Here is a 22836-nt window from a genome sequence, read left to right on the forward strand (position 1 = left end):
CCAGGTTTTCCTGGTAGCACTTTCCGTGAGCTGGGGAAATGTCGGATTATGGATCCGATACCTGGTAGCACTTCCCGCCACGCTGTCACCCCCGGGTCAGATCCCCCGAGCTGCTCAGACCAGCGCGCCACGTCCAGCACATCCGCCACACCAGGCTCAACACCGCCACCGCTGAAGCACAGGCCCCCACTTTCACGTAGACGAGTGCCGGGCCGACCATTCCCGGGATGCCTTCGGTGCTGTTGTCGCCGGTCCCGCCGGTTGCAGCGGTCAGAAACGCGTCCGCGTTGTAGAGGTTGCCCCACGCCATGACCAGGGCAGTGCCGGTCACGATCGTCGCCACGACCGCGAGGACGGTGAGAGCCGGCAGGACGCTGCGCGGGACGGTGCTCCGGAGAGGGGGTAGGCAGGAGGACACGGGGCGGGAGACCGGGTGGGTCGGGGAGTGCGGCGTGGTGGCGTGTCCACCGCCCCGAACCTGCTCATTTTTCTCACCCGTGACCTGGCGTCCCCTCAGGGCCCCCTGGTGTGACAGACTGTTGACCATGGCTGCCAAGATTCTCGTCGTCGACGACGACCCCGCGATCTCCGAGATGCTGACGATGGTCCTGCGGGGAGAGGGTTTCAGTACGGTCACCGTCGGCGACGGTGCCGAGGCTGTCGACGCCGCCCGGACGCAGCACCCCGACCTCATCCTCCTCGACCTCATGCTCCCCAGCATGAACGGCGTCGACGTATGCAAGGCCGTCCGCGACTTCTCCGCCGTCCCGATCGTCATGCTCACCGCGAAGACGGACACGGTCGACGTGGTCCTCGGCCTGGAGTCCGGGGCGGACGACTACGTCCCGAAGCCCTTCAAGCCGAAGGAGCTCGTCGCCCGCGTCCGCGCCCGTCTGCGCCGCACCCCTGAGGAAACCCCGGACACCGCCACGGTCGGCGACGTCACCATCGACTTCGGTGGCCACCAGGTGACCCGGGACGGCAGCGTCATCCAGCTCACCCCCATCGAGTTCGAGCTGTTGGCGACCCTCGCGTCCCGACCCCGGCAGGTCTTCTCCCGCGAGGAGCTGCTGGAGCGGGTCTGGGGCTACCGGAAGAACAGTGACACCCGTCTGGTCAACGTTCACATCCAGCGGTTGCGCTCGAAGGTGGAGAAGGACCCGGACAATCCGGTGATCATCCAGACGGTCCGTGGCGTGGGCTACAAGACGGGCGAGTGAGGGCAGGGGGAGGACAACGCCCGTGAACAGCGAGACACCCGCATCTGCGGCGTCTGCCCCGGGGCCGGGGGAGGACGCCGGAGTCGTCGGACCTTCCGGACCTTCCGGACCTTCCGGAGCCGTCGGGGCCGGTGAGGGGGCGGTGATGCCGGACACCACCGGCACACCTGCGTCGGCGGGTGCCGCCGACGCCGACCTCGCCGACCCCGCCGACGACGTCGACGTGGCGTCGACGCATCACGTGCGCCGTATTCTCGGCCGGTCTATCCTGCCGCTCTCCCGCGGCCGCAGTCACCGACCCGGTTCCGCCGGACCGGCGGGTACCACCGTCGGCGCCGGGGACCCCGCGACCGCAGAGGACCCCCGCAGGGCGCCCCGGGGTGAACTCATGGATGTCGGGTTGAGCGACGCGCTGCGTCTCCTCCTGAGCCGGCCGCGGACCTTTCTCCACCGGGCACGGCTGGTGTTGTCGCAGCGCTGGCGGACCTCGATCCAGACCCGGGTCATCGGCAGCGTCTTCCTGTCATGCCTGGTCGTGATCATGGCGCTCGGATTCGTCCTCACCAGTTTCGTCAGTCAGCAGCTGCTCGACGAGAAGCACGACGTCGCCACCGCCGCCGTCGACCGGGCGCGCGTCACCGTGGAGGAGCAGCTGCGGTCCTCCGACAACTCAACCTCCCTGCAGCTTCGGATCAACGCGGCACGGGCGTCCCTCACGGAGCGCAGCAGCGGCACCGACACGTCCTCCGGCGGGTCCAGCACGGTCTTCGAGCCGGTGGTCATCGCCCCGGACATCACCGGCCGGGACGTCTCCAGCCCGGAGCGGCAGCAGATCCCGGAGAGCCTGCGCACCTTCGTCCGGCAGGGCCGCGTCGCCGACCAGTACGCCACGGTGGAGCGTCCCTCCGGAAAGTACAAGGCCCTGGTCATCGGCACCCCGGTGGCCTCGGACATCCAGGGGCTGGAGCTCTACCTGGTGCTTCCGTTGGACAATGAGGAATCGACTCTCGGACTGATGCGTGGTCTGCTCGGCGCCGGTGCGGTGGCGCTGCTCGTGCTGCTGGTGGTCATCGCCTGGGTGTTCTCCCAGCAGCTCACTGCGCCGGTGCGCACGGCGTCCCGCATCGCGGAGCGTTTCGCCGCAGGTCATCTGCGCGAGCGTATGGCCGTCGACGGGCAGGACGAGGTCGCCCGTCTGGCGATGAGTTTCAACGACCTGGCGGAGAACCTGTCACACCAGATCCGTCAGCTGGAGGACTTCGGTTCACTGCAGCAGCAGTTCACCTCGGACGTCTCCCATGAGCTGCGGACACCGCTTACCACCGTCCGGATGGCCGCGGACCTCATCCACGACAACGCCGAGGACCTCGATCCGATGACGCGGCGTGCCTCCGAACTCATGATCTCGGAGCTCGACCGCTTCGAGATGCTCCTCGGCGATCTGCTGGAGATCTCCAGGCACGACGCCGGTGTGGCGAATCTGTCGTTGGAGACCATCGACGTGCGTGGGGTGGTCAGGTCCACCCTTGAGCAGGTGCGGGCGATTGCAGAGGAGGTCGGTTGTCCGATCCGGCTCGATCTGCCGGAGGAGCCGGTGACAGTAGCGGTTGATTCCCGTCGTGTCGAGCGGGTCCTGCGGAATCTGCTGGCGAACGCCATCGACCACAGTGAGGGACGTCCCGTCGACGTCACCCTGCGGACCGGTGACGGGTCGCTGGCGGTGACGGTGGTGGACCACGGTGTGGGGTTGACGCCGGGCGAGGCTGAGCTGGTGTTCAACCGGTTCTGGCGCGCCGACCCGTCCCGTGAGCGGCGTACCGGCGGCACCGGGCTGGGCCTGGCCATCGCGAAGGAGGACGCCCTGCTCCACGGCGGCCGTCTGGAGGCCACCGGGGAGCCGGGGGTGGGTGCCTGTTTCCGGCTGACCCTGCCGTTGGAGCCGGGTGAGGAGGTCCGCTCGTCGCCCCTGCCGCTGGAGGTCCACACCGAGACCGGTGTGTCCGGCACGGTGGAGATCCCGGAGCCGGGGTCGACCGGGGATGCGGCCTCCGCAGAACCGGACGGGTCCCCGGACGTGCCTGCATCACCGACCGAGAGGGTGGCCCCGGAGTCCATCGCGCAGGTCATGGACACCGTGAATGACGGGGACGCCTATGGTGGTTTCGAGGGCTTCACCGAGGAGGAGGTCCGTAAGGCTCTCGAGGAGGCCGCCGACATGGACGGGTTCGCCCCGACCGATGTCGACACGGGACATGAGTCCGGCGACCACGAGACAGCTCACGACACTGACGTGCGTGACGGTACCGACGACGACACCGGGACCAGGGAGGACCGTAATGAGTGACCGACAGATCCGCACCGCCGGCGCGCTGCTCACCGCAGCGGCACTGGTCACCGTCACCGGTTGTGCGACGATCCCCGGGAGTTCCGCCCCGGAGGTCATCAGCTCCTATGCGGCGTCCCCGAGTCTGGACAACGTCCCTGCCCCGCAGCCGGGGCAGGCGCCCGACCTGCTGCTGAGGTCGTTCTTCTCGGCGTCCGCCCATCCACTGAACAACCACCAGGCGGCCCGCGAGTTCCTCACCGTCGGCGCCGCCGACCGGTGGCAGGACGCCACGGGCACGCTCATCCTCTCGCGCATCGACCTCAACGCCGACGGCGCGGCGGCCGGGAACCGGATGAGTTACACCGTTCGCGGCACAGTGACCGGCACGCTGGGCACCGGCGGCGCGTTCCAGGCCGGCTACCGCTCCTACGAGGACACCATCGAGCTGGTGCTCGTCGACGGCAACTGGCGTATCGACCGGCTGCCGTCGGGGGTGATCATGGACCGCAACGACTTCACCTCCGCTTACCAGGCCCGGGACATCTACTTCCTGGATCCGACGCGACGCTTCCTGGTCCCGGACCGGCGGTGGACGTACTCGCGACAGGAGAACGTCGGCACCTCGCTGATATCCCTGCTCGCTGCGGGACCCCGGGACAGTCTCACCGACGGTGTGGTTTCGACCCTGCCCGCCGACCTGGTCGTGCAGGCCCGGGACGGGGAGTCCGGGGGTTTCACCGTGGACCTCCAGGGACTGTCGGCGATGAACTCCGAGGACGTCCACGCTCTCGCCGCACAGATCATATGGACGCTCGCGGACTCGGATGTCCGCGGACCCTACCGGATTCTCGCTGACGGTGTCCCGGTGGTGGCGGGTCAGCCGGGCGGGCGGGAGACGTGGAGCATCGACGACGCCCAGGACTTCAACCCCCACGCCGTCCCCGACTCGCCGCTGCGGGCGTTGCGTGACGGTGCCCTCGTCGACGTCGCCGATGACGGGGCCACGACCATCGACGGCTGGACCGCGTCCGGGCAACTGGAGTCCGCCGGCTACTCCTCCGGCGGCAAGGTCGCCGCGGTCACCGGTCACGGCGACGAGCCCCGCAGCCTGGTGGTGGGCGCCCCGGACGGGACGCCGGTGACCGTGAGCACCGCGGACCAGATCTCGCGTCCCTCATGGACCAGTGACGGCCAGTCGCTGTACGCGGTGACCGACGGTGAACAGATCCGGCGCTGGTCGATGGCAGCGTCCGGGCGGATGGCGGAGACCCCGGTCGGGTTCCCGTCGTTGGACAGCCTGGGGCTCGACAGCCCCGCGATCAGTGAGTTCACGGTCTCCCGGGACGGGGCGCGTGCGGCGATGATCATCAACGGCCGGCTCTACGTCAGTGTCCTGGAGAACTCTGTCGGCACCGACGGTTCCGGCACGAGCTCGGGTCCACGGTTGGGCACCCCGGTCCCGGTGGCGACGAATCTCGGAGACACTGCGGTGTCGGTGGGCTGGCGGCCGGACGGGGCGCTGCTCGTGGGTACCCGCGCCAACGACACCCCGGTGTGGGTTGTCGCTGTCGACGGGTCGGAGCAGACCCAGCTGACGTCCCGCAACGTCACTGCACCGGTCGTCGCGGTCGCGTCGACGGGGACGACCCAGTTCATCCTCGATGGTCGGGCCCTGCTCCAGATAGGTTACGGTGATGTGGGGTCCGACGGTGCCACGGACACCGGCACCGACTTCTGGCGTGAGGTGCCGGCCCTGCAGGGGGCACGGGCCGTCCCCGTGACGGTGCACTGATCGGGCACTGATCGGGCACTGATCGGGCACTGACGGGGTACCGGGGGCAGAGGGATGGGGATCTTCACCGGCGTTGCGGACGCCGCCGACCTGGTGTGGCGGCGTGACTGCCCGGGCTGCGGTCGTACCGAAGCCGACCGGGCGGCCCGTGGTACGGGTGTGTGTCGTGCCTGTGCGGTGGAGCTGCGGTCTCCACCGGCCCCGGTGGACGGGACAGATGCGCCCCGGGTGTGGGCGGCCGGGCCCTACGGCGGTGTACACCGGGCTGTCGTACTCGCGGCGAAAGACCACCACCGTCCCGATGCCGTGGCGGTGCTGGGGGAGGTCGTCGCCGGTGTGGTGCGTCATCTCGTGGTTGTCGGGGAACTGCCCGACCCGAGACTGGTGCCGGTGGTGCTCCTGGCTGCGCCGACGCGTCCGTCGGCGGCGCGGGCCCGCGGTGGATGCGTCGTCGCCCGGGCGGCTGATGTCGCGGCGTGCAGTCTGGGCGGGTACGCCGTCGCCGCAGCGGTGGCGTCCCTGGCGGAGGGGACACCGGATTCGGTGGGTCTGTCACGGGCGGCGCGGGCTGCCAACCTGTCGCGTGCGCTGGTGGTCGACCGTGGCGAACTGGGCCGGGTTCGGCGTGCGCTGCGGACGCCGGGCGCGGTGGCCTGCGTCGTCGATGACGTGTGCACCACCGGGGCCACAACGGGTGGTTTCGCCGCAGCACTGTCGGCGCGGGGGGTGGTGCCGACGACGGGGGTGGTCGTGGCGGGTGCCTGACCGGGCGGAACGGGCATCCGGTGTCGGGTCAGGGGTGTTTCGGGGTGATGAACAGGGGTGGTCGATGCCCCCACAGGTGTGCGTCCGCAGGTACTGTGGTGAGCACAGGACAGGCCACCGGTAACGGGAGAACGGGACATGGGGTTCCGGCCCGGGTGGCCAGGATTCGGGAGGTTGAGCATGGCTGTCAACGAGCAGACCACCGCAGCTGAGGGCACTGTCGCCCCGGAGAGCCAGGTTGAGATCACCGGTCGGAACGTCGAGATCCCCGAGCACTTCGCTGAGCGGGTCAACGCGAAGCTCGCCAAGGTGGAGCGTCTTGATCCGACCCTCACCTACTTCCACGTCGAACTCCAGCACGAGCGCAACCCGCGCCGCGCCGACGAGTCCGACCGCATCCAGATCACCGCCAGCGGCAAGGGGCACATCGCCCGTGCCGAGGCGAAGGAGGATTCCTTCTACGCCGCCCTCGAAGCTGCCGTGGCGAAGATGGAGCGCTCCCTGCGCAAGGTCAAGGCCCGTCGTCGGATCTCCCTGTCCGGTCACCGCGCACCGGTGTCCGTCGGTGAGGCGACCGCGGGGCTTGTCCGGGGGGCGGAGGCGACCCAGGAGACCCCGGGACCCTTCGACGTCGACCCCTACGCCGACCAGTTCCTGCCCGGCCAGGTCGTGCGCGAGAAGGAGCACCCCGCCACCCCGATGAGCGTCGATGAGGCGCTCAGTGAGATGGAGCTCGTCGGTCATGACTTCTTCCTCTTCGTCAACGAGGAGACCGGGAAGCCCTCCGTGGTCTACCGTCGCCGCGCCTACGACTACGGCCTCATCGCCCTGAAGGCCCCGGTCGCCCCGTCCGGCGAGTAGTTCGCCGACTGAGGGGCACGACAGCGACCCGGGTGGATGCAGACGCGCTATCCGGACGACCGGTCCCGTCCGATGCTCCGGCACCGGTCGGGACCGACGCATTGTCAGGGGGGACGCGACGGGGTGAAACCGTACTGGTCCGGGCGCGGTGTGGTCATCGGCCGCTATACTGACGGATTGACTCCGCTCAAATGCGCTTTACCCCGCTCAACCGGCAACAGCAGAAGGACAGGCAGCACGTGCTAGGACTTTCGAAGATTCTCCGACTCGGTGAGGGACGGGCCGTCAAGCGCCTGTCCGCCGTCGCAGACCAGGTCATCGCCAAGGATGACGAGTACTCCGCACTCAGTGACGCTGAGCTGCAGGCGAAGACCGGGGAACTCAAGGAACGGCTGGAGGCGGGGGAGACCCTCGACGATATCCTGCTCGACGCTTTCGCGACCGCCCGCGAGGCGTCCTGGCGTGTGCTCGGCCAGAAGCACTACAAGGTGCAGATCATGGGCGGTGCCGCACTGCACTGGGGTTATGTCGCCGAGATGAAGACCGGTGAGGGCAAGACCCTGACCTGTGTGCTCCCCGCGTACCTCAACGCCCTGGCCGGCAACGGTGTCCACGTCGTCACCGTGAACGACTACCTCGCCAAGCGTGACTCGGAGTGGATGGGCCGCGTCCACCGTTTCCTCGGCCTGGGCACCGACGTGATCCTCTCCGGCAAGAAGCCGGCTGAGCGGCGGGACGCCTACGCCGCCGACATCACCTACGGGACGAACAACGAGTTCGGCTTCGACTACCTGCGCGACAATATGGCGCACTCCCTTGACGACCTGGTGCAGCGCAAGGAACACAGCCACAACTTCGCCATCGTCGACGAGGTGGACTCGATCCTCATCGACGAGGCGCGTACCCCGCTGATCATCTCCGGACCGGTCGGCGGTTCCTCCCAGTGGTTCTCCGCCTTCGCCCGCATCGTCCCGAAGATGACCCTCGACATCGATTACGAGGTCGACCGGCGCAAGAAGACCATCGGTGTGCGTGAGGAGGGTGTGGAGTTCGTCGAGGACCAGTTGGGCATCGACAACCTCTACTCCCCGGAGCACTCCCAGCTGGTCAGCTACCTCAACAACGCCATCAAGGCCAAGGAGCTGTTCACCCGCGACAAGGACTACATCGTACGCAACGGTGAGGTCATGATCGTCGACGACTTCACCGGACGCATTCTCGAGGGACGCCGCTACAACGAGGGCATGCACCAGGCCATCGAGGCCAAGGAGAACGTCGAGATCAAGAACGAGAACCAGACGCTCGCCACGGTGACCCTGCAGAACTACTTCCGTCTGTACGACAAGCTCGCCGGAATGACCGGTACCGCCGAGACCGAGGCCGCCGAGCTGAAGTCGATCTACAAGCTCGACGTCGCCCAGATTCCGACGAACAGGGCAAACCAGCGCACCGATGACGTCGACCTGGTCTACAAGACCCAGGAGGCGAAGTTCGCCGCCGTCGCCGAGGACATCGCCGAGCGCGTGGAGAAGGGGCAGCCGGTTCTCGTCGGCACCACCTCAGTGGAGCGGTCCGAGTACCTGTCGAAGCTTCTCCAGGCCCGGCACATCAGGCACAACGTGCTCAACGCGAAGTACCACTCGCAGGAGGCGGAGATCGTCGCGCAGGCCGGTCGTCTGAAGGCTGTCACCGTCGCGACGAACATGGCCGGACGCGGTACCGACATCGTGCTCGGCGGTAACCCCGACATCATCTGCGACATCACCCTGCGCGAGCGGGGGCTCGATCCGGTCGAGGACCCGGAGGCCTACGAGGCCGCGTGGGACGAGGAGATCGTCAAGGCCCGCGCGAGGTCAGAGGAGGAAGCGGAGAAGGTCCGCGAGGTCGGCGGGCTCTACGTGCTCGGCACCGAGCGGCACGAGTCCCGCCGCATCGACAACCAGTTGCGTGGCCGCTCCGCACGCCAGGGTGACCCGGGGGAGACCAGGTTCTACCTGTCAATGCGCGATGACCTGATGACCCGCTTCGTCGGTCAGACGATGGAGTCGCTCATGACCCGCCTGAACGTCCCCGACGACATGCCCATCGACTCGAAGATGGTCTCCAACGCCATCAAGGGTGCCCAGTCGCAGGTCGAAAACTCCAACTTCGAGATGCGCAAGAACGTCCTGAAGTATGACGAGGTGCTCAACGAGCAGCGCAAGGTCATCTACGGGGAGCGCCGCCAGATCCTCGAGGGTGAGAACGTCCGCGAGCAGGTCCGGTCCATGATGGACGACACCATCGCCGCCTACGTCGACGGTGCGACCGCCGAAGGGTATGTGGAGGACTGGGACCTCGACGAGCTCTGGAAGGCACTCGAGGCGCTCTACGGCCCCGGGGTGAAGGCACAGGACCTCATCGACGGCGACGAGTTCGGCCGCGCCGGTGAGCTCTCTGCGTCCCAGCTGCTCAAGGCCCTGCAGGAGGACGCCCACGCCCAGTACGACGAGCTGGAGACCGCAGTCACCGCCATCGGTGGTGACGAGCAGATCCGTCAGATGGAGCGTGGCGTGCTGCTCAACGTCGTCGACCAGAAATGGCGTGAGCACCTCTACGAGATGGACTACCTCAAAGAGGGTATCGGCCTACGCGCGATGGCCCAGCGGGATCCGCTGGTCGAGTACCAGCGCGAGGGCGGTGACATGTTCCGCCGGATGAATGACGGCATCAAGGAGGAGACGGTCCGTCAGCTCTTCCTGGTCCGCAAGCAGGTCCAGGCGAACGCCGCGAAGCGGGCGGAGGCCTAGGACCAGCGGCCGGGGTGTCTGAGCGGGAAGCTGGCGCGTCGCGGTGGTGTCGGGGGTAGGTGTGTCACACCAGGGCGATGTTCTCGACCCGCCAGCGGGAGTCGTAGCGGCCCAGGTGACCGACCAGGGCGCGCACCCGGCCGCTCACAGCGACGCTGGCGGTGAAGGACAGTCGCCGGTGGTGTGACGGGGGAAGATGCACGCGCAGTAACCGGGACGGGGGTGGTCCTGCGGTGGTGCCGGTTCGACCGACAGCACCCCCGGTGCCCGGACCGTGCACTCCGGTCACCGCGCGAGCCGGTTGACCGGGGGAGTCCATCGACTCCCGGATCAGGCGGCGCAGGTCGTCGAGGACGAGGGGGGAGAAGGGTGCTCGACGCAGTGCGGTGACCGGACGTCTGCCGTCGAGGGCCTCCAACCACAGGCACAGCAGACGTGCGATCCCGGCCGCCGCGGCATTCCCGGTCGGGGTGGTTCCGGCGGTGTCGACAAGCACGCTTTCCGCGTCGCCCGGGGTGGGCGGGACAGTCATCGGCGCCGGTCCGATGTCCGCCACCCGGGCGTCGCCGGAAACCGTGTCGCCCACCGGTCGGCGGAGATAGACCATGCCGGGCAGTGGTGTGGTGCCCGCTGCCACGGTCGGTGCCGGCGGTGACTGCAACGCTGAAGCCGCCCTGATCTTCTTCCCCGAGGTCCCCATAAGCCACATCCTAGACCGTGACGGGCGGCGGGGGGAGGGGTCGTGGCACAATACGGGTATGCGAGCACTGATTGTGGACTACTGCGGCGTCCTCGACGGGGCGGAGGAGGACCGCCGACGCTGGCGCAAGGTCCTCACCGCGGCCAAGGACGCCGGATACGGAACTGCCATCCTCTCCAACGATCCCGGTGGCCCCGCCGCCGACCCGATCCGTAGCTGGGAGGAGGCCGGTTACGTCGACACCGTCGTCCTGTCCGGCGAGGTCGGGGTCGACAAGCCCGATCCGCGGATCTTCGAGATCACCGCGGACCGGCTCGATGTCGCCGTCAACGACTGCGTCCTCATCGACGACTCGATCCTCAACATCAAGGGTGCGGTCGAGTCGGGGCTCATCGGCGTCTACTACCAGCAGTTCGACCGGGCGATCGTCGAGATCACCGGGCTGCTCGGTCTCGAAGGGACCTTCTGACCATGGCGACCTCGGCTGCGACCACCCGGGTCTATCTTCCGGCCACCTTCGACATGCTCGGCGTCCTCGCCCGCGAGGGGAAGCTGCCGGTGCGTTCGGGTGTCGGATTCTCCCTCACACCGGCACTGCGCGAGTTCTTCACCGTCGGTGACGACGAGGAGATCGAGTACCAGGCGTTCCTGGAGGCGTCGCGGGCGTCACTGCGGCTGCTCTCCGCCGGCGGTGAGGAGAGGTTCCCGCACCGTCGTGTGGTGATCTCCGCTGATCTGCCGACGGCCGCCGTCACCGCGAACGCGGAGAAGGGGGAGGCGGTGGTGGACCTGTCCCCGGCACTGCTGGAGACCGCGCAGCTGGTGGCGATCCACGTCGACGACGAGGGCAATGAGCCGGCCACCGCGGCGGCGATCGAGGTCGTCGACGCCGCCGACCTGGGGGATGAGGACGCTGAGATCACCCTCGGTGACTGCGAGGACAATCTCATGAGCTGGTACGACGCCAAGGAACTCGGCGTCCTCGTGGACTTGCTCTAGACCTGTTCCGGACCTGCCCTGGACCGGCCCCCCGCACCGGCCGGGACCGGACTAGCGGTGCAGGTCGAAGCGGTCGGCCTCGGCGATCCTCACCCAGACGTCGACGAAGTCGTCGAGGAACTTCTCCTTCGCGTCGTCGCTGGCGTAGACCTCCGCCAGCGCCCGCAGCTCGGAGTTCGAGGCGAAGACCAGGTCGGCGCGGGTGGCGGTCCACTTCTCCTCACCGGTCTCACCGTCGGTGCAGACGAAGGTGGTGGAGTCCGCGTCCTGCGGGGTCCAGTCGTTGCCCAGTTCCAGCAGATTGACGAAGAAGTCGTTGGTCAGGGTGCCGGGGCGGTCGGTGAGGACACCGACCGCGGAGTTGCCGTAGGTGGCACCGAGGGCGCGCAGTCCACCGAGGAGCACGGTCATCTGCGGGGCGGTGAGCCCCAGCAGGTTGGCCTTGTCGACGAGCAGGTGCTCAGCGGGGATGTCGAGCGCCGGGTCGGCGTAGTTGCGGAAACCGTCGGCCTTCGGCTCGAGGTAGGCGAAGGTGTTGATGTCGGTGTGCTCCTGGTCGGCGTCGGTACGGCCCGGGGTGAAGGGCACCTCGACCGGGGTCCCGGCGTCCGCGGCGGCCTGCTCGACGGCGGCGCTGCCGGCCAGGACGATGAGGTCGGCCAGGGACACCTGACGGTCACCGTGCGCGTCGTTGAAGGCGGCCCGGACGGACTCGAGCGAGTCGAGGGCACGGGCCAGCTCGGCGGGCTCGTTGACCTCCCAGCTGCGCTGCGGTTCCAGGCGGATGCGGGCACCGTTGGCGCCGCCCCGGTAGTCGGTGGCGCGGAAGGTGGACATCGATGCCCAGGCGGTCTTCACCAGGTCGGTCACACTGAGCCCGGAGGCCAGGACAGCCTCCTTCAGCTCGGCGATGTCGGCGTCGGTGATCCGCTCACCGGTGGCGGCGGGCACCGGGTCCTGCCAGATGAACTCCTCGGACGGGACCTCGGGGCCGAGGTAGCGGGTGGCCGGTCCCATGTCACGGTGGGTCAGCTTGAACCAGGCGCGGGCGAACGCGTCACTGAATGCGGCCTGGTCGTCCTTGAACCGGCGGGAGATCCTCTCGTAGGCGGGGTCGACGCGCAGGGTGATGTCGGTGGTGAGCATGCGGGGCTCGCGGCGTCCGTCGGAGTGGGCGAGGGGCACCATGTCTGCGCCGGCGTTGTCCTTCGGACGCCAGTGGCCGTGGCCGCCCTCACCGGTGACCGGCTCCCACTCGTAGGCGAAGAGGATGTGGAAGAACTCGTTGTCCCAGCGGGTGGGGTGGTAGGTCCAGGTGACCTCCAGGCCCGAGGAGATCTGGTCATCTCCCTTGCCGGTGCCGTAGCTGTCCTTCCAGCCCAGGCCCTGCTGCTCCATCGGGGCACTCTCGGGGGCCTCGCCGGAGTACTCGCCCTCGGGGGCGGCACCGTGGGTCTTGCCGAAGGTGTGGCCGCCGGCGATGAGGGCGACGGTCTCCTCGTCGTTCATGCCCATCCGGGCGAAAGTCTCACGGATGTCCTGGGCCGCGGCGGCCGGATCCATGTTGCCCTCGGGGCCCTCGGGGTTGACGTAGATCAGACCCATGGTGGTTGCACCGAAGGGCTTCTGCAGCTCACGGGTGGTGGAGTTGGTGCCGCTGTAACGGGCGTCGGTGCCGAGCCAGTCGGTCTCCGCACCCCAGAAGACGTCCTCCGGCTCCCAGGTGTCCTCGCGTCCACCGCTGTAGCCGATGGTCTTGAATCCCATGGTCTCCAGGGCGACGTTGCCGGCGAGGATGAAGAGGTCACCCCAGGACAGCTTCTGCCCGTACCTCTTCTTGACCGGCCACAGGATACGACGCGCCTTGTCCAGGCCGGCGTTGTCGGGCCAGCTGTTCAGCGGGGCGAATCGCTGCTGGCCGTGGCCTGAGCCGCCGCGCCCGTCAGAGGAGCGGTAGGTGCCGGCGGAATGCCAGGCCATGCGGATGATCAGGGGCCCGTAGTTGCCGAAGTCGGCGGGCCACCAGGACTGCGAAGTGGTGAGGACCTCTGCGATGTCCTTCTTGACCTGGGGCAGGTCGAGGGTGTTGAAGGCGGCGGCGTAGTCGAAGTCGGCGGCGGTCGGGCGGAGCTCCTGCGGGTTGTGGGCCAGCAGGTGCAGGTTCAGCCGCTTCGGCCACCATTTCTGGTTGGCGTCGCCCTCGGTGGGCAGCGGCATCCGGTCGCCGGTGGTCGCGGTCGGGGTGGAGTGGTTTCCGGCGGTGTGGTCGAACGGGCAGCCGGTGATGTCGTCAGTCATCGTGGTCTCCTTGTTTCTTCTTCTGTTTCTTCTGTGTTGTCTGTGACGTCTGTGACGTCTGTGCTCTTCGGGCAGTGTGGTCGGTGTGGTCGGTGTGGTCGGTGGATCGGGAGGTCAGTCAGAGTCCGTGGTGGCACCCGTCACCGGATCCTCCCTGTCCGCGCAGTCGGTGCAGATGCCGTGGAAGGTCACGTCGGCGGTGAGGACGGTCTGCAGCGGGTTGGGTTCCGACGGGGTGAGGCAGGGGGCTTCACCGATGACGCAGGCGATGTCGTCGATGCGTCCGCAGACCACGCAGTGGGCGTGGTGGTGATTGTCCCCGGTCTCCGTTTCATAGCGGGCTCCGCCGGCTCCGGGAAGGTCGATGCGGCGGAGGAGGCCATGTGCGCTCAGGTCGTTCACGACGTTGTGGACGGACTGCATGGACACGGAGGGAAGTTCCGTGTGAATGCCGGCGTGCACCTCGGCGGCCGTGCTGTGTGGGTGGGAGTGGAGGAACTCCAGGGCGGCGACGCGTCCCGGGGTGGCCTTCAGCCCCGCGCCCCTGACACGGTCGGTCCAGGTGGGTGTCTGCTCTGTGCGCATGCCCCCACCATAGGACTAATTTTGAAGAAGTACAACCTTGAGTACTTCAAATATAGATACAGCGGTCAGTGGCTCCCGCGGATCACAGCTCCCACTCGTTGTTCGACCGCAGCGCCTCCAGCAGGACGCGGACCGCGGCCACGCGACGGGCGCTCGCCCCGGTCAGCGTGTCCAGGGCGCACTCCGGGTCAGCCGGCGGGCCGGCGTGCGTGCAGCCCCGCGGACAGTCCTCAATGACGTCCCGCAGATCCTCGAACACCCCCACCACCTGCTCCGGGTCCACATGGGCGAGACCGAAGCTGCGGATGCCGGGGGTGTCGATGATCCAGCCGGCGTCCTTCCCGTCTTCAGCGTCCTCAGACGCAGGCAGCCGCAACGCGACCGACTGGGTGGAGGTGTGCCGCCCCTTGCCGACACCCGAGACCACCCCGGTGGCCCGGTCCGCATCAGGAACCAGCCGGTTGACCAGGGTGGACTTGCCCACCCCGGAGTGCCCGATGAGGGCGGTGAGGTGGCCGCGGACCAGATCGGTCACCGGGTCCAGCGGGTCGTCACGACCGCAGACGATGACGCGCACGTCCAGGTCGGCGAACTCGGCGGCGAACTCCGAGGGGTCGGCGAGGTCCGACTTCGTCAGGCACAGTACCGGTCGCAGTCCCCCGACGAAGGCGGCGATGAGGGCGCGCTCCACGAACCCGGAGCGGGGCGGCGGATCGGCCACCGCGGTGACGATGAGCAGCTGGTCGGCGTTGGCGACCACGACCCGCTCGTAGGCGTCCGTGTCGTCGGCGGTGCGACGCAGGACGGTGGTGCGCTCCTCCAGGCGCACGATGCGGGCCAGTGTGCCGTCCGCCCCCGAGGTGTCCCCGACCACGGCCACCCGGTCCCCGACGACGACAGGGGTGCGTCCCAACTCCCGGGCCCGCATGCAGATCGCCGGGGGAGCGGACGGATCGGCACCGTCGATGACGACCCCCCAACGTCCGCGGTCCTTCGTCACGACCATTCCGGTCGCGGCGTCCCGGTGGGACGGCCGGTCCTTCGTCCGCGGCCGGGACCCCTTCCCCGGGCGGACCTTCACATCGGTTTCGTCGTACCGGCGTTGCGCCATATCCGCTAGGCCCCCACCATCTGTGCCCAGCGGGTCTCGAAACCGGGGAGGGTCTTGGTGGTGGTGGTGACATCCTCGACCGTCACCCCCGGGGTGACCAGCCCGAGGATGGCCCCCGCGGTGGCCATCCGGTGGTCGGCGTAGGTGTGCCACAGCCCACCGTGCAGCGGGGCCGGGTCGATCACCAGGCCGTCGGCGGTCTGGGAGACCCCGCAGCCCAGTCCGGTGAGTTCCGCCTCCAGCGCGGCGAGCCGGTCAGTCTCGTGACCACGAAGGTGGGCGATGCCGTAGAGGTGGCTGCGGCCGGTGGCCAGGGCGCACAATGCGGCGACGGTCGGCGTCAACTCGCCGATGTCGTGCATGTCCCAGGTGATGCCCCTGATGACGCCTCCCCCGGAACCGCGGACGATGAGTTCACCGGTGTGTGTGTCATGGTCGACCGAGATCCCCATGTCCGCCAGCACGGCACGGAACTGGTCTCCGGGCTGGGTGGTCTGTCCCGGCCAGTCGCGGACCCGCACCTCTCCTCCGGTGACCGCGGCGGCGGCGAGGAACGGTGTCGCGTTCGACAGGTCCGGCTCGACGGCCCAGTGGCGTCCCCGCACCGGACCCGGGTGCACCGTCCACCGGTTGAAGCTGACGTCGACGGTCACGCCCGCAGCACGCAGCATCTCCACCGTCATCTCGATGTGCGGCTGACTGGGCACCGCCTCCCCGACGTGGACGACGGTGACCCCCTCGTCGAACCGCGCGCCGGCGAGCAGCAGACCGGAGACGAACTGGGAGGACGCGGAGGCGTCGATCCGTACCTCGCCACCGGGCATCCGACCGTGTCCGATGACGGCGAAGGGGAGCGGGGCGTCGGGGTCACCGGACTCGGTGACGGTCGCGCCCAGGGCGCGCAGCGAGTCCAGGGTGGTTCCCATCGGGCGGGACTGTGCCTCGCGGTCACCGTGGAACCACACCTCACCGGTGGCCAGGGTGGCGACGGCGGGCAGGAAGCGCAGCACGGTGCCGGCCAGCCCGCACTGCACCTCGCCGCCGTGCAGTGTGCCGGGGGTGACGGTGATGTTGTCGCCGTCGTTGACGACGGTGGTGCCCAGGGCCCGCAGCGCGTCCGCCATGAGGGTGGTGTCACGGCTGCGCAGCGCACCGGTGATCTCGGAGGGGCCGTCGGCGAGCGCCGACAGCAGGAGTGCCCGGTTGGTGATCGACTTCGATCCCGGGACAGAGACGGTGGCGGTGACGGGGGACGGGGCGAACGGAGCAGCCCACGGTGTAGCGGTCATGGCTCCAGTGTAGTTTGGCCTAGGCTGGATTCCATGTGTGGTCGCTACATCCTGTTCACCACGACGGATGCCCTGCTCGCCGACCTGTCCACCCGGCTCGGAGAACAGGTCACGGCGCTGCCCGGCGACTGGTACCGGCCGAGCTGGAACATCGCGCCGACCCGCCGGGTCGCCGTGGTGCGGCGCTTCGGTGGGCGCCTCGTCCTCGGTCCGGCGGTCTGGGGGTTCCCCGCCCCCTGGAAACCGGGAACCGTGCTCTTCAACGCCCGCGGGGAGACCGCTTTCGACAAGGCGTCGTTCCGCGGCGCGGAACCGGCGCTGGTGGTCATGGACGGCTGGTACGAGTGGAACGCGGATTCGGGCACGAAGACGCCCTACCTGGTCACCGGGGACGGACCGCTGACCGTCGCCGGCCTGGTCGACGTTGACGGGGAGGGGGAACTGCGGGCGACAGTGGTCACCACCGCGTCGGCCGAACCGGTGGCGTGGCTGCACGACCGGATGCCGCGGGTGCTCTCCGACGGGGAGGCGGGGGCCTGGACCGACGGGGGTGACCAGCTGCGGGAGACGGCGTCCCGGTTCCCGGATGAGGTGACACGGCGGGTGCTCACGATCCGCGCGGTCGACCGGCGGGTCGGCAACGCCGCGGTCGACGGGCCGGAACTCATCGCGGGGGCACAGGATACGATGGGGGAATAACGTCGCGCACCCGGGTGGTTGAGCCCGGTGGAGCGGCAGATCGCCGACCGACGCAGAGGAGCCATGAGCAACACCGTGAAGCGCACCAACGACAGCGACGAGCAACTGCTCGCCCGCTTCGAGGAGGACGCGCTACCCCTGTTGGACCAGCTCTACGGTGCCGCCCTCGGGATGACCCGCAATCCGGCGGACGCCCAGGACCTTGTCCAGGACGCCTACATGAAGGCCTACCAGGCTTTCGGTTCCTACAGGCCGGGGACCAACCTCAAGGCCTGGATGTACCGCATTCTGACGAACACGTACATCAACCAGTACCGTAAGGCGCAGCGTAGGCCGAAGGAGACCTCCGATGAGGGGGTCACCGACTGGCAGCTGGCGGATGTGGCGTCCCATGACTCGACGGGTCTGCGCTCCGCCGAGATAGAGGCACTGCAGCGGATCCCGGACTCCCGGATCCGGGATGCCCTCATGGAACTCTCGGACGACTACCGCATGGTCGTCTACTACGCGGATGTCGAGGACCTCCCGTACAAGGAGATCGCCGAGATCATGGGGACGCCGATCGGTACGGTGATGAGCCGGCTGCACCGCGGACGCAGGCAGCTGCGCACGAAGCTCAAGGATGTCGCTGCCGAGCGTGGGATCGGACTCGATGCCGCGACGGCGGCGAAGACTGCGAAATCCTCGAAGACCGCAGCAAAGACGAAAGCGTGATGACGATGACCGACAAGCAGACGAACCTCCCGCCCGACTGCGATGACCTCGTCGACGTTCTCTACGAGTACGTCGACGGTGGCTGTGACGAGACCCTCCGGGACAGACTGGCCGAACACGCCGCGAACTGCCCGTCATGTCTCGAGCAGCTGGGAATCGAGCAGCAGGTCCGGGAGCTCCTCAGGGTGCGTTGCTGTGACTCTGCACCGACGGACCTGCGTGGTCGTATCGTCACCGCGCTGCACACCACGCAGACCACGGTTCGTCGCACGGTCGTCGCCAGGGAGGGGACGGTCACCGAGGTGACCTCCGTCCAGCGGCGCATCGAACGGGGTTGAACGGGCCTTGAGCCTGCCTGGACCGGCCCGTACCCGCCTGGAACGCCCCGTCATGCGGAATCCCGCACCTCTGTATCGGTCTTTCTGACCTTGTCACTTTCGTCTGGAACGTTCCGACGAGGAACGATATTCGACACGGGGCGGATCCGCAGGGGCGGATAGAGGTCCGGACCAGTGCGGCACCGCCCCACGTCGCGCATGCACAGAGGCCCGGACCGGAGAATGTCTCCGGACCGGGCCTCTGGATGCTCGGACGCGTATCAGGCGTTCGGACGCTTACCGTGGTTCGCGCTCTTCTTGCGACGGTCCTTGCGCTTACGGCCACGCTTGCTCATGGTCACTCCTTACGTGTTCTGACGGGATGTCCCCGAAAGAACACTCCCGGGGTCTACAACTGCACCAGTCTACCGGTGTCTTGCGTGACTACCTAAACTGCGGTGCTGTCAGACAGTGGCGTGGGTGCGCGTGCGGCCGCGGTTGTTGCGACGCTTGAGGGCACGCCGTTCGTCCTCGCTCATGCCACCCCACACCCCGGCGTCCTGTCCGGAGGCGATGGCCCAGGCGAGGCAGTCGTGGGTGACGGGACACTTGTTGCAGACGAGTTTGGCCTTGGCGATCTGGGCCAGGGCGGGGCCGGAGTTTCCGACCGGGAAGAACAGCTCGGGGTCTTCGCTGCGGCAGATTGCTTCGTGGCGCCAGTCCATGGTGATCTTCTCCTGGAAGTCGTTGGTCGGTGTCTCGGGGAGGAGACGGTGCATTGTGGTTCGGGCGTGGTCGGGGTTCGGGCGCGTGGGTAGCGTCCGGGCGTCGGTGACCGGTCCGGGTCGTCGGGGAATGTGAACAGTGGTGTGGCGAGGCCGACAGCGGTGGAAGGTGTGCCGGGGTGTTCGCCGTTGAGCAGAGGGGGAAAGACTCCCGTTAACGGGGATGTAACTTGCAGGCCCTCTCGCTGTTACGTGTTAGATCATGGCACGGATCTCCGGCCTCCGCTAGGGATGAATGGAAAAGAGTGTGACAAATCACAGCTTTTCGATTTGGACGATTTGGTAAGGGTGGGTTAACAGACTGTGCTGTCTCGATTGCCGGCCCCGGTCGTCGGCCCCGTCTCCCGGACAGTTTCACCGCTCACCCGGCACGCCGCTAGGATCGGGGCACATGAGCGCCCGCCCCCGTCCCGACCGCAGCACCACGTCCGCCACAACCTCCCCGTCCTCCCCTGACTCCGGCCTCGTTCTGCCCCGGAGTATCCGTGTCGCCGGCTGGCTCGGCCTGGCGGAAGGTGGGGTCGGGCTGATCATCGCCGTGGTCATGATCGTCCGTGAACTCAACGGCGTCCACGACGACGATGTCGTGATCAGCGGCTACGGTACCGCAGCCTGGTTCATCATCTTCGGTGGGGTCGTCGCGCTGGCAGGTTGGTTCCTCAGGAACGGTCGTCGTTGGGGGCGGGGTCCGGTGGCGATGACGAACATGATCCTCGTCCTGGTCTCGGTGTACATGTTCTCTTCGGGCCGCATCGACCTGGGCCTGCCCACCGTCCTGGTCGGTGTCGTCGGCCTGGGTCTGCTGTTCAACGCCGACGCCGTCGACTGGGCCGCACGCCGCTACGACAGCTGACGGTCGGGGCAGGTTCAGGACGCGGCGAGCCCGACGAGAGTCCCGCCGCGCTGCTCGATGAGCGTGTCACCCTGCACCCGCAGGGTCACCGGACCGGCCCAGTCGCCCCGGTCGACCGGTATGACCGTCTCGGTGCGCCCGTCGGTCCAGTCGACGACGGCGATGCCGCCGGTGACGGGAAGCAGGAGGCGTCCCCCCATGGCGGCACCGGTGCCCAGTGCGGGCACCGAGAACCGGAGGTCAAGGTCGGTCGGCCCGAAGGCGAGGACACGCTGACCGTCGAACCACGTCATGTGGTGCGGCAGGTCGGCGGTCTGCGCCGGGCGTCCGGCGGCGGGGTAGGCGGGGCCCGAGGTGTCGACCGGGTCGGCCGGGTACTGCCCGAAACTGCCGTCGGTGCGCAGCACCTGGAAACGGGAGCCCTCCTCGTCCGTGTCGTCCTTCGCCCGCACGCCGTCACCGGGTACGTAGATCAGGGCGGCGTCCTGGCCGACGGCGACGAGTTCGGAGCCTTCCGGCACCGTGAAGTCGTGGGTGGTCTCCGGCTCACCGGCATTCTCAGGGTCTGCGTCGAGCAGGCTGACGGTGCGGTCACCGCCGGTGTCACCCGGGCAGTCCATGACAACGGCCAGGACCTTCTTGCGGGTGAGTGCGGAGGAGAAGCGGCAGCCGTCGGCAGGCTGGACGCCGGGGTTCACCGCCACCTCCTGGTGCCCCACTTCGACGGTGCGGACCAGGTCGGAACGCCACAGTTCCACCCGGTCGTCACCGAGCAGACCGACATGGTCCAGGGAACGGAACGTCGTCACCTCATCGGGGGCGAGAGCGGAGCGGGTGTCCACGTACCGGCCGGTCGCGACGGCGAGACTTGTGGCTTCCCCGCACCCCTTCGGCCCGCGGTAGACCGCGATGACACGTGACCAGCCGCCGGTGACCGCGCACAGGGCGCGGTTACGACGGTAGGACCACACCTCGTGCCCGTCGGCGGCGTCGAGGACGGCGACGCGGTCACCGTCGGTACGGACCACTGCACCGTCCATGGTCAACGGTTCCGGTGCGGTGGTGGGGTCGGTGGCGGCGCGCCAGGTCTCCCGGACCGCGGTGGGCACCTGCACGTCTTCGGCGGTGGCAGGTGAGATGGCGTCGCCCGGGGCGGCGGTGGAGTGGTCTGTGCCCCGGGTGTCGGAGAACAACCAGCCGACGCCGACGAAAGCCACCGCCGCGACCGTGAGTCCGGCGGTGACCGCCAGGTCAGTGCGGGTCCGGTGTTCCGGACGGGGGGAGGTGGTCCGTCGGATCAACGGTGGGCGGCTTTCCGGTCCCGGCGACCGCCACGGCTGTCACGGTTCCTGTCACGGCGGGCCGGGGCGGTGGCGGCGGCGGAACCCTGTACCCGGACGGGGCGTCCGACCCGGTCCGTGACGTCCTCGGGCAGTGCGAACTCTGCGAGGAACTCCGGTGAGGTGGAGAACCAGCGGGGCGGTTCGGGGTGGCCCAGCCGGAGGGTGTCGTCGATGGCCTGCCACCGGGTCAGGTCGTCCCAGTCGACGAGGGTGACGGCCACCCCGGAGTGCCCGGCACGGCCGGTGCGTCCGATGCGGTGGACATAGGTCTTGTCGTCCTCCGGGACCTGGTAGTTGATGACGTGGGTGACATCCTCGACATCGATGCCGCGCGCGGCGACGTCGGTGGCGACCATGATGTCCACCGAGCCGTCGCGGAAGGCGTCCAGTGAACGCTCCCGGTCGTTCTGCCGCATGTCGCCGTGCACGGCGCCGACACGGAAACCGAGCCCTGCGAGGTCCTCGGCGACCATTGCCGCGGAGCGCTTGGTGCGGGTGAAGACGATGGTGCGGCCACGGCCGGGGGTCTGCAGGATCCGGGCGAGGACGCTGACCCGGTCGAGCCGGTGGGACTGGAACACGATCTGCGTGGTGGTGGCGTGGGTGGCCCGGGCGGAGGAGTTGTCCGCCCGCACCCGCACGGGATGGTGCATGAAGCTGCGGGTCAGGGCGACGACCGGGCCGGGCATCGTCGCTGAGAAGAGCATGGTCTGCCGGTGTGCCGCGGTCTGCGCCATGATCGCCTTGACATCGTCGAGGAAACCCTGGTCGAGCATCTCGTCGGCCTCGTCGAGGACGAGCACCTCGACATGGGAGAGGTCCAGGAGGTTCTGCCGTGACAGGTCGAGCAGTCGGCCCGGCGTCCCCACGACGACGTCGGTGCCGGCGGCCAGCGAGGCGGTCTGTTTCTCGAAGGGCACACCACCGTAGATCGCGGTGACACGGAACGGGCGGGTGCCGTCGCCGTGGGGTGCGGTGAGGTGGGCGGCTGCGGCGGCGAGGTCCTCGGTGACCTGCAGGCACAGTTCGCGCGTCGGGACGACGACGAGGCCGCGGACGGTGCCGTCGAGGTCGGTGACGTCGGCGTCGTCGAAGAGGCGGTCGAGCATCGGGACGCCGAACCCGAGGGTCTTGCCCATGCCGGTACGGGCCTGCCCGATGAGGTCCTTGCCGGTCAGCGCGAGGGGCAGGGTGCGCTCCTGGATCGCGAACGCACGGTCGATCCCCCTGTCCGCCAGCGCATCCACGATCTCCGCGGCGACGCCGAGGCTCCGGAACGTCGGTCGACTGCTCTCCACTGCCACCATCCTCATCGGTGTGTCCGTTGATGTTGTCTTCAAGTCGCTATGATGGTCAAGGTTACAGTGCTCAACCAGTGCTCAACCATTGC

At 68.4% G+C, this 22836-nt stretch carries 21 protein-coding genes; 12 read left to right on the forward strand and 9 right to left on the reverse strand.

Annotation, left to right across the window (positions count from 1 at the left end):
• Positions 1 to 85 precede the first annotated feature (85 nt).
• On the reverse strand, positions 86 to 547 hold the full coding sequence (locus QZV72_RS01360; protein ID WP_297004263.1) for a hypothetical protein: 462 nt from the start codon (positions 545 to 547) through the stop codon (positions 86 to 88).
• On the opposite strand from QZV72_RS01360, the gene mtrA reads away from it, so the two are divergent.
• From mtrA to secA, 6 genes are all read left to right on the forward strand, one after another.
• The gene (mtrA, locus tag QZV72_RS01365) at positions 546 to 1220 is read left to right on the forward strand and encodes an MtrAB system response regulator MtrA (protein ID WP_297004266.1); all 675 of its coding nucleotides are present in this window, start codon (positions 546 to 548) and stop codon (positions 1218 to 1220) included. The genes QZV72_RS01360 and mtrA overlap by 2 nt on opposite strands.
• 241 nt (positions 1221 to 1461) lie before the next feature.
• Positions 1462 to 3564: an MtrAB system histidine kinase MtrB gene (gene mtrB / locus QZV72_RS01370; RefSeq protein ID WP_297004306.1), complete on the forward strand. Its 2103-nt coding sequence runs from the start codon at positions 1462 to 1464 to the stop codon at positions 3562 to 3564.
• Positions 3557 to 5338, forward strand: a complete 1782-nt coding sequence (locus QZV72_RS01375) for an LpqB family beta-propeller domain-containing protein (protein ID WP_297004269.1) — start codon at positions 3557 to 3559, stop codon at positions 5336 to 5338. Before mtrB ends, QZV72_RS01375 begins: the two co-directional genes overlap by 8 nt.
• 54 nt (positions 5339 to 5392) lie before the next feature.
• Positions 5393 to 6103 carry a ComF family protein gene (locus tag QZV72_RS01380; protein WP_297004272.1) on the forward strand — a complete coding sequence of 237 codons (711 nt, stop codon included), beginning with the start codon at positions 5393 to 5395 and terminating at the stop codon, positions 6101 to 6103.
• 180 nt (positions 6104 to 6283) lie between these two features.
• A complete protein-coding gene (gene raiA, locus QZV72_RS01385; RefSeq protein WP_297004275.1) occupies positions 6284 to 6964 on the forward strand; it encodes a ribosome hibernation-promoting factor, HPF/YfiA family in 681 nt (226 codons plus the stop codon).
• A gap of 239 nt (positions 6965 to 7203) precedes the next feature.
• Positions 7204 to 9753: a preprotein translocase subunit SecA gene (gene secA, locus QZV72_RS01390; RefSeq protein WP_297004309.1), complete on the forward strand. Its 2550-nt coding sequence runs from the start codon at positions 7204 to 7206 to the stop codon at positions 9751 to 9753.
• A 64-nt stretch (positions 9754 to 9817) separates the two neighbouring features.
• Here the strand turns inward: secA and QZV72_RS01395 are convergent, their stop codons facing one another.
• Positions 9818 to 10453: an Rv3235 family protein gene (locus QZV72_RS01395; RefSeq protein WP_297004278.1), complete on the reverse strand. Its 636-nt coding sequence runs from the start codon at positions 10451 to 10453 to the stop codon at positions 9818 to 9820.
• Between the two features lie 58 nt (positions 10454 to 10511).
• On the opposite strand from QZV72_RS01395, the gene QZV72_RS01400 reads away from it, so the two are divergent.
• Both QZV72_RS01400 and QZV72_RS01405 read left to right on the forward strand, forming a co-directional pair.
• Entirely contained in the window at positions 10512 to 10922 is a 411-nt protein-coding gene (locus QZV72_RS01400; protein ID WP_367119078.1) for an HAD family hydrolase, read from the forward strand.
• A 2-nt stretch (positions 10923 to 10924) separates the two neighbouring features.
• The gene (locus tag QZV72_RS01405) at positions 10925 to 11452 is read left to right on the forward strand and encodes a DUF6912 family protein (protein WP_297004282.1); all 528 of its coding nucleotides are present in this window, start codon (positions 10925 to 10927) and stop codon (positions 11450 to 11452) included.
• Between the two features lie 51 nt (positions 11453 to 11503).
• Here QZV72_RS01405 and katG read toward each other — a convergent pair whose 3' ends face one another.
• The 4 genes from katG to aroA form a co-directional block, all read right to left on the reverse strand.
• A complete protein-coding gene (gene katG / locus QZV72_RS01410) occupies positions 11504 to 13669 on the reverse strand; it encodes a catalase/peroxidase HPI (protein WP_297004311.1) in 2166 nt (721 codons plus the stop codon).
• Positions 13670 to 13864: 195 nt separating this feature from the next.
• Complete coding sequence (locus tag QZV72_RS01415) at positions 13865 to 14335, reverse strand: Fur family transcriptional regulator (RefSeq protein ID WP_297004285.1); 471 nt, start codon at positions 14333 to 14335, stop codon at positions 13865 to 13867.
• Positions 14336 to 14417: 82 nt separating this feature from the next.
• On the reverse strand, positions 14418 to 15446 hold the full coding sequence (gene rsgA, locus QZV72_RS01420; protein WP_297004288.1) for a ribosome small subunit-dependent GTPase A: 1029 nt from the start codon (positions 15444 to 15446) through the stop codon (positions 14418 to 14420).
• A gap of 5 nt (positions 15447 to 15451) precedes the next feature.
• Positions 15452 to 16735, reverse strand: coding sequence for a 3-phosphoshikimate 1-carboxyvinyltransferase (gene aroA / locus QZV72_RS01425; RefSeq protein WP_297004291.1), 1284 nt, complete (start codon positions 16733 to 16735; stop codon positions 15452 to 15454).
• 33 nt (positions 16736 to 16768) lie between these two features.
• Here aroA and QZV72_RS01430 point away from each other — a divergent pair, with 33 nt between their 5' ends.
• From QZV72_RS01430 to rsrA, 3 genes are all read left to right on the forward strand, one after another.
• Complete coding sequence (locus QZV72_RS01430; protein WP_297004294.1) at positions 16769 to 17434, forward strand: SOS response-associated peptidase; 666 nt, start codon at positions 16769 to 16771, stop codon at positions 17432 to 17434.
• 63 nt (positions 17435 to 17497) lie between these two features.
• Positions 17498 to 18148: a sigma-70 family RNA polymerase sigma factor gene (locus QZV72_RS01435; protein WP_297004297.1), complete on the forward strand. Its 651-nt coding sequence runs from the start codon at positions 17498 to 17500 to the stop codon at positions 18146 to 18148.
• 5 nt (positions 18149 to 18153) lie between these two features.
• Positions 18154 to 18486, forward strand: a complete 333-nt coding sequence (gene rsrA, locus QZV72_RS01440; protein ID WP_297004299.1) for a mycothiol system anti-sigma-R factor — start codon at positions 18154 to 18156, stop codon at positions 18484 to 18486.
• A gap of 443 nt (positions 18487 to 18929) precedes the next feature.
• Here rsrA and QZV72_RS01445 read toward each other — a convergent pair whose 3' ends face one another.
• Entirely contained in the window at positions 18930 to 19190 is a 261-nt protein-coding gene (locus QZV72_RS01445; protein ID WP_297004314.1) for a WhiB family transcriptional regulator, read from the reverse strand.
• Between the two features lie 451 nt (positions 19191 to 19641).
• On the opposite strand from QZV72_RS01445, the gene QZV72_RS01450 reads away from it, so the two are divergent.
• Positions 19642 to 20103 (forward strand): hypothetical protein, encoded by a 462-nt coding sequence (locus tag QZV72_RS01450; protein ID WP_297004302.1) that lies wholly within the window; start codon positions 19642 to 19644, stop codon positions 20101 to 20103.
• Between the two features lie 14 nt (positions 20104 to 20117).
• Here QZV72_RS01450 and QZV72_RS01455 read toward each other — a convergent pair whose 3' ends face one another.
• Positions 20118 to 21404 (reverse strand): hypothetical protein, encoded by a 1287-nt coding sequence (locus QZV72_RS01455; protein WP_297004304.1) that lies wholly within the window; start codon positions 21402 to 21404, stop codon positions 20118 to 20120.
• Positions 21401 to 22753, reverse strand: coding sequence for a DEAD/DEAH box helicase (locus tag QZV72_RS01460; RefSeq protein ID WP_297004317.1), 1353 nt, complete (start codon positions 22751 to 22753; stop codon positions 21401 to 21403). Before QZV72_RS01460 ends, QZV72_RS01455 begins: the two co-directional genes overlap by 4 nt.
• Positions 22754 to 22836: the final 83 nt, after the last annotated feature.

The sequence above is a fragment of the uncultured Corynebacterium sp. genome (genome assembly GCF_902782855.1).
Lineage (GTDB): Bacteria > Actinomycetota > Actinomycetes > Mycobacteriales > Mycobacteriaceae > Corynebacterium.